This window comes from Moorena sp. SIO2C4, assembly GCF_010672485.1.
In the GTDB taxonomy this organism is placed as follows: domain Bacteria; phylum Cyanobacteriota; class Cyanobacteriia; order Cyanobacteriales; family Coleofasciculaceae; genus Moorena; species Moorena producens.
The window spans coordinates 1-7,133 of the sequence record NZ_JAAHGN010000328.1 but is presented as its reverse complement, the minus strand read 5'-3'; the positions used below and the strand labels follow the sequence as shown (position 1 = coordinate 7,133).

The following is a 7,133-nucleotide window of genomic DNA, read 5'->3' as shown; positions in this document are numbered from 1 at the left end:
TCGTCTTGATGCAGTCGCTCATGGGGGAAACCACGGCAGTTGCTCATGGGGGGAACCCCCAAGACCGCACTGCCTCCCCAAGACCGCGCTGCATCGCTCTTGCCTCTTGCCTCTTGCCTCTTGCCTTTTGCCTCTTGCCTCTTCCCAACTCCCTATTCCCTGTTCCCTAAAACCTATTGAAAACCGCTATATTATCCCCTCAGATATAGCACTTGACTACTTTCTTAAGTTTGTGATAGATTCTCTTCATAGTCGGTAACTCTTAGAACTAACTCTTAGCAAATAGAAGCACATACATTCCTAGCCAATAGATATATATATAACCTATATAGTATCTACTATATATACTTCACTTCGCACAGGCATAAACTGAGCTTTTAACTGAGCTTTTAATTTAGCTTTCAAACTTAAGCTCTGATAGTTTTGCTGATAACTGACAGCTAATAGCTAATAGCTAATAGCTGTTCGCGTAGCGCATTAGCTGATCGATCAAAGTATACATAGACTAGATAGCAATTGGGTGTAATGGTGCTTCCAAAATAAAGCCATGCAGCGCGGTCATCCGGGTAAGCCCCAAAGACCGGGCTGCATCGTAATTCCAAAGTTTCCTCTTCTGACTTCCCTACTCCCTTATTGAGGGTTGTAGCTTTCGCACCCATAACGCTTATCAAAGTTACTTAACATCAAGTGTTTTACTACAGCAAGCATAAAGTAGATAACCTTACTATCAGTGCTGTAGGGGAATCTGTGATTCACCAGATTGCCTCTGCCATTAAACAAGAATCATGGTTATCCGCATTTTTGAATATCGCTTGGACAGCAGGTCCAGTTACATTTTTGGCAATATACGGTGGTCATTATCTCGGATATGGCAATCCTCCTCAAGTAGAAAATGTTATCTACTTTACTGGGTACACTATGATTGCTGGTCTGATTGCCATTGTAGTGCGCATTGGCAAGCAAGCGTTTTACACACCACGGGTACAAGAAGCAGAATGGCAGTTATTAACCGTAATTGATCAGTTATTTGACTTGTATTTTGGTGCTCGTAACACCTATATCAAAAGCTATCCCCCAGAAGAACAACCCCTAGTTGGTGCTTGGTGGATTCTCCGTAATGGAGCAGCCAGCGAAGATTTACTAGAAGAAGCCACCTTTGATATCACCCAAGATGATGTCATCGCACGAACCATGAAGCGGATTGAATCCTATCGTAAACAAGGAATTTATTGTCTGATCGAAAAAGAGTACCAAGCTATAAGCGATCGCCTCGACCAAAAACTTGCCCATTTACAAAATAATTTTCCTGGTATAGCCGAATTAGTAAACCAGCGTTTGCAAGGAAAAGCCCCTTCCCTACGAGAAGGATTAAAGCGTCCTATTGGTTTCTTAGAAAGAAGCCTTACTGCCGCCAATCAAGAATCCCTCGACACCATGACCTTTAATGATAGTCTTGGCATTTTTACCTTAACCATTGAGCTGTTATCAGGGCGCGTTATTCTTTTACTCGACCCAGTTTTTAAGGGACGAAACGATTTGAAAAAAGTTAAAGAAGCCTTTGATTCCCTCTTGTCAGACTTTCAATTAAATAGGCGCATGCGTAACAGCCGCATCTATGGCCTGATCGCACAATTAAATAGATCGGATAACCAAGTAACCCATTCTGTATTAGGGATTACCAGATCACAATTAGAGCAACTGCTTATTACTACATTACAAAGCTATTTGACAAGCACTACCCATGCTAGTCCTAAAAAAATAAAAAAGCGTTATGATGATATCATCCGCTTCAATAAACGATTAAATAGCCTTCATAAAAATCTGCTAAAAGTAGAACAGCAGTATCATAAATTATGGTCTAGCTATGGTCAGGACTTGAAACTGGTATCACCGGATAAAAAAAGACTTAAACATCCGGCTCTGATTCTAAAAGAGAAAACTATTTTTCTAAGCGATAAGGATAAAGTCTCTCTTGCTAAAGATATCACTACCCTGTTACAGGATTTCCTGGAGTCTAAACACACCAGTCCCTTAAAAGCGTTACTTAATTATCAAAGTAATTATCAACAGCTTGACTTATCTGATTACAAACAACTCTCCATTGAACTGGTCAATTTACTAGACCATTACTTAAATATATCAGAGCCTGAAGAACAAATTGCCATTGAAAATTCCTTTGAAGCCAATCTCGGGGGAATTGAAGTAGGTCTGGCAGCCACAAGCAAAGCTGGCTTGGCAGCCTTGCTTGTGGAAGAAGTCCAACAAGCACGGACACAGACTGCTCATTGCTTGGTAAAACGACTGATAGCCTATTTTAATATTACCCTTGATGATGACATCATTGATTATCTGGTCAGAAACTACCAAGCCGATGAAGAGTATTTAAGATCCTTGGAACACAAACCTGAGGAAGACCTGCCCCTGGGAACTATTTCCATGTTGCAGCAAGATTTGTTATCATTACCGACCTGGGATAAATTGAAGCAACGCTATAGCTGTTAGGTTTGAGCCTATAGTATTGTGTTATTATGTTACAATGATTACAAAACCAATTTAACAATTCCTTTATTATGTAGTGCATAGCAGTTCTATAGGATTGGTTAACAGTCAGAGTTCTTACACAGAACACAGAAGACAGAACACAGAAAAATCTACCAATCTTGATGACCTGGCCTGGAAAGGTTGAGGTAACTTGCAAAAAGGATAACTGGTAAAAAGGAAGGTATTCAACCTATGAAATACACCTTTGAAATCTTAGGAGTATCTCCTGTCCTAGACTTTTTCAATCATCAACAGAAGTTAACTCAGAGAAAAGTCCCACCAAAACTGAAATACTTAGGTACTTATCAGTGTACCCTCGATGCTTTAATTGAATCAGCTGAAACCCTTCCCTCCCAGGCAGATTGGGGTATAGATCAAGCCGTAGACAGTGTGATTCAATTCTGGATGAATCACCCAGAAATCATCAGTTATTGGAAACAACGATTAAATGATGCTGGTAAGGATAATTTACTGGTGTCAAGGGTGGCAGATTTTGAATCATTAAAAGTTGAGTTTGAATCCTTGATCAGTAGTTAAAATAGTTAAGTAAAAGGTAAGCTATCAGCTATCAGCTATCAGCTATCAGCTTATGGGCTACGCGCAAGCTACGCGAACAGTTTATGGGCTATGCACATTCTTATTGATCACGAAAGCATTTAGAATAAAAGAAAGAGGTAAGCATTTATTTAATCAGAGTTAAGTCTGCTAACCGCTGACCGCTGACCGCTGACCGCTCAATACCAACAGTTTTCCAGCTATTGCAGCTCAGATTCTGGTGATGAGGCACCTATCTTACTTTTCAAACTATCTTCTAAATACTCTATTCTTTTGCGTTGATTATCAATATTTACTATTGTTTCATTATAATCCTGCTCTAACTCATTAATCCGTTTACGTTGCTGAGTTAGTTTACGACTTTGGTTAATTAGAGTAGGTGTGGATATTAATAAACCAGCTAAACAGCCCATAGATAGAGTTAAAAGAATCACTAGAGATAAAGGTTCTTGTATAGTCCAAACCCCAAAATTTACCTCCACAATTGCTTTATTTTGGAGGGCGAATAATATCGCTGCTATAGCTAAGCCGATCACAAAGCCTGAAATCAAAAACAATAAGCGCATAGTCTCAACTCACTCCTTGGTAATCCCCTAGATCAGACTTGACTCAATTATTGTAAGCTAAAATCTAGATGGAAAAAATCACAGAGGGGTACACAAGCATTTAGCATTCAGCGATCAGCGGAAGGCCTTTGGCCACGCTACGCGAACAGCCGTCAGTTTAAAATAAACGCCGAATGCTTACCTGATAGCTTACCGCTTAGAGCCTTCAGTGTCTTTTTCCGAACGCCATTGCCAGTTCTTAACTATTGGAGACATGAACAGATGTCTTTACTATTTATCCAACCCAAACCGATTAGGCAGAGCCAGTTACTCAATCGTCTAGTCTTAGAGCGTCAGACGACGGAAGAAATTGGTCATGTCGATCAACTCTTGTTGGACTATCAAGCTCATCGAGTCGTGGCCTTAAGGTGTAAGTCTGGATTACTTGGGGCGAAAAAACGGTACTTTGCTTGGGGTCAAGTAGAGAGTATTGGCACCGATAGTATTCTCGTCAACACTAGCAAAAATAACAAAACTCAACAGAAAACCGAGTCTTGGGATTCCCTGATCGGACATGAAGTGTGGACAGATGCGGGTAACAAAATTGGTAAGCTAGTGGACTACTTGCTTAAACCCAAAAGCGGTAGTGTAGTTAACTATCTCTTCTCGGACCTTGGCTGGCATGGGGTTATGGATGGTATGTATCTACTCCCACCCGTAGCAATTTCGAGTATTGGCAGCAAGCGGATAATTGTACTGGATGCAGTTGCTCAAAATAGTAAACAGTATGGGGAAGGACTTAATCAAAAAATTAGTCAAGCTACAGACCTGATCAAGGAAGATTATCAAAAAACTGTCCAGGAATTTCAAGATGTCAAGCGAAAAGCTCAACATATACCAGAACAGTTTAAAGATAAAGCCCAATCAGTTACTGAACAGTTGAAGGATAAAGCCAAAGCGACCACTGCACAGTTTAAAGATAAAGCTCAATCAGTTACTGATCAGTTGAAAGACACAGCTCAGGCTACCACCGCACACTTACAGGATAAAGCCAAATCCGTTACGAAGCAGTTGAAAGATAAAACATAACAGGACTCTAAGGATTTATAATCAGGCGATAATTTTTGCCGATGGCTGTTAATTGGGAATTGGGAATTGGGAGTTATGAATTTTCCATTTTCCATTTTCCATTTTCCATTAACTAAGACCCAAGACCAATAAGTCTTTACTAATAAGTCATGACGTGAACTAGATCTGATTGCTTATAAATACATTTTACCAACTATATTAGTATTCTCCCCTTCTGATAATTTGCGGTTAAATAAATCAATAAATCAATTTTTGTCAGTCATACTAACCACTAAGCAAGCAATGGTAAACAGACAGTAACACGAGTACCTAAACCTATTTTACTTTCCATAACTATCTCACCTTGATGGTGTTCCACATAACTTTTGACAATTGATAACCCCAATCCAATTCCCCCTATGGAGCCGATATTACTCCCACGACTAAAGGAATTAAATAACTCACCTTGATCGTGCTTAGGAATGCCAATTCCTTCATCGGTAACTTCCAGTATTACTTGATTAGTGTCACATTTAAGGTTAAGTTCGACTTTGCCTCCTTGAGGAGAATATTTAATAGCATTAGAGAGGAGATTAGTTAGCATTTGGCTTAGTAGCTTAGGATCTGATCTGAATTCCTGACAGTCACCTTCATGCCTAAACAAGAGCTGGTGCTTATAGGTGGTTTTAGATTTGATTTCATCAACTAATTTACTACAAAATTCAACTAAGTCTATAGGTTCGGGTTGTAAATCTAGTTGCTTAAATTCTGTCTTGTTAATAAATAGCACATCATCCACTAAACCAGTCAGTTGCTGAACCATGGATTGGATACGTCTACAATGTTTTACTTGCCGAGTCAGATCCATTTGATGACAGTACCGTTCCAGGATTGCTGCTGATGAAGAAATGGTAGTTAATGGGGTGCGGTACTCATGGGAAATGCTAGAGATAATCCGAGATTTAAAATTGCTCAATTCTTTTTCTTTAACCAGTGATTGACGTAGTTTAATTTCCAAAACTTGGAGCTGATCATTAGCTACTCTTAGTTCAAGTGTGCGCTCCTCAACCCGACGTTCTAGCTCATCATTCAGTTGCTTCTGAGCAATTTCTAGTTCCTTGCGAGTGGTGATATCTCGCAGTGATGCCATATAGGCTTTTTTCCCTTCCCATTGAATCTCTACTAGCTGGATTTCGGCAATAACAATTTTTCCATAGGAGGAGCGAATATCTAGTTCTGTAGTTTGACCAACCACTAAGGAACTGCACCATAGTTCTCCTTGGAGTTTCTCCGCTTTACAGTTCATCAGGGATTCTGCTGCGGGATTAACAAATTGAATCACTCGATTCTGATCAATAATCACAACACCATCAGCATTTCTGGTAATCATGGTGCGAAATTGTTCTTCACTGGCTCGTAGGGCTTCAGTTTGTCGCTTCAGTGCTAACAGCAGTCGTTGCCGCTCCATGCCATAGCGCATCGCTCGTACCAATAGGTTCCGATCAAATTCTCCTTTAACTAAGTAATCCTGTGCTCCTTCTTGTAGCGCTTCTATCGCTAAATTCTCATCAGTCAGTCCACTCAGAATGATTATAGGCACTTCGGGAAACTGGGCATAAATTTGGCAAAATGTCTCTAGGCCTTGCTGATCGGGTAAGAACAGGTCACAGAGTACGATATTAATATTTCCCTGCTTTAGGCATTCGAGACCTTGCTCTAAGGTCTCTACATGGGTGAGTGTTGCTGGAAAATGTTTTGCCTTTTTGAGTAATGCTTTAATGAGCTCAACATCCTGGATATCGTCCTCAATTAAGAGGATTCGGGTACAATCAGGATGGTCTGCTCTTTCTGTGGGGAGTTTATTCTGAAAATAAATGACTGAAGCAGGGACTGGTGCAGAGAAATTAGTTTGATCAGCTGAAGGAGAAGTGACTGGTAGGTACGTTGATGACATTGGAATACCGTTAACTAATCAACAAACATCGGTTAGATATCAATTAAATCTAATATGTTAATATTGACCTAAAAAAAAACCTGTTTCCACCGTAATTTCACTAATAGTCATCTCCGTACTTATACGGATAATTCACTAAAAAATGCACATAAAACCCGTATAATCCTTGAGATCAAGGGGATTAAAATACAAAAAAGTATACCGTCTGAGGGTCTTCGATGGCTAACTTAGCCTCGAATCATAAAATTAATCTTAAAGATCAGGAGGCGTAATGGTGGTAAGATTTCAATAATTAGGTTTATCCTTGAAGGCATTAGCCATGATCAGATTAGGCTTGAGGCTAATGGTTTCTGACCTATAGCGCTACCCACTGGGAATCGGGAATCGGGAATCGGGAATCGGGAATCGGAAATCGGGAATCGGGAATCGGGAATCGGGAATCGGGAATCGGGAATCGGGAATCGGGAATC

At 40.1% G+C, this 7,133-nt stretch carries 6 protein-coding genes; 3 read left to right on the top strand and 3 right to left on the bottom strand.

What is annotated here, in order from left to right; genetic code table 11:
- Positions 1 to 440: 440 nt before the first annotated feature.
- Entirely contained in the window at positions 441 to 659 is a 219-nt protein-coding gene (locus F6K20_RS17810; RefSeq protein ID WP_287295507.1) for a hypothetical protein, read from the bottom strand.
- A gap of 28 nt (positions 660 to 687) precedes the next feature.
- Here F6K20_RS17810 and F6K20_RS17805 point away from each other — a divergent pair, with 28 nt between their 5' ends.
- Entirely contained in the window at positions 688 to 2,502 is a 1,815-nt protein-coding gene (locus tag F6K20_RS17805) for a hypothetical protein (RefSeq protein ID WP_287295505.1), read from the top strand.
- A 231-nt stretch (positions 2,503 to 2,733) separates the two neighbouring features.
- Complete coding sequence (locus F6K20_RS17800) at positions 2,734 to 3,078, top strand: hypothetical protein (RefSeq protein WP_287295503.1); 345 nt, start codon at positions 2,734 to 2,736, stop codon at positions 3,076 to 3,078.
- A gap of 218 nt (positions 3,079 to 3,296) precedes the next feature.
- On the opposite strand, the gene F6K20_RS17795 is transcribed toward F6K20_RS17800, so the two are convergent.
- Positions 3,297 to 3,662: a LapA family protein gene (locus tag F6K20_RS17795; protein ID WP_287295501.1), complete on the bottom strand. Its 366-nt coding sequence runs from the start codon at positions 3,660 to 3,662 to the stop codon at positions 3,297 to 3,299.
- Positions 3,663 to 3,923: 261 nt separating this feature from the next.
- Here F6K20_RS17795 and F6K20_RS17790 point away from each other — a divergent pair, with 261 nt between their 5' ends.
- Positions 3,924 to 4,730: a PRC-barrel domain-containing protein gene (locus tag F6K20_RS17790; protein ID WP_287295499.1), complete on the top strand. Its 807-nt coding sequence runs from the start codon at positions 3,924 to 3,926 to the stop codon at positions 4,728 to 4,730.
- A gap of 271 nt (positions 4,731 to 5,001) precedes the next feature.
- On the opposite strand, the gene F6K20_RS17785 is transcribed toward F6K20_RS17790, so the two are convergent.
- Positions 5,002 to 6,663: a hybrid sensor histidine kinase/response regulator gene (locus F6K20_RS17785; RefSeq protein WP_287255347.1), complete on the bottom strand. Its 1,662-nt coding sequence runs from the start codon at positions 6,661 to 6,663 to the stop codon at positions 5,002 to 5,004.
- Positions 6,664 to 7,133: the final 470 nt, after the last annotated feature.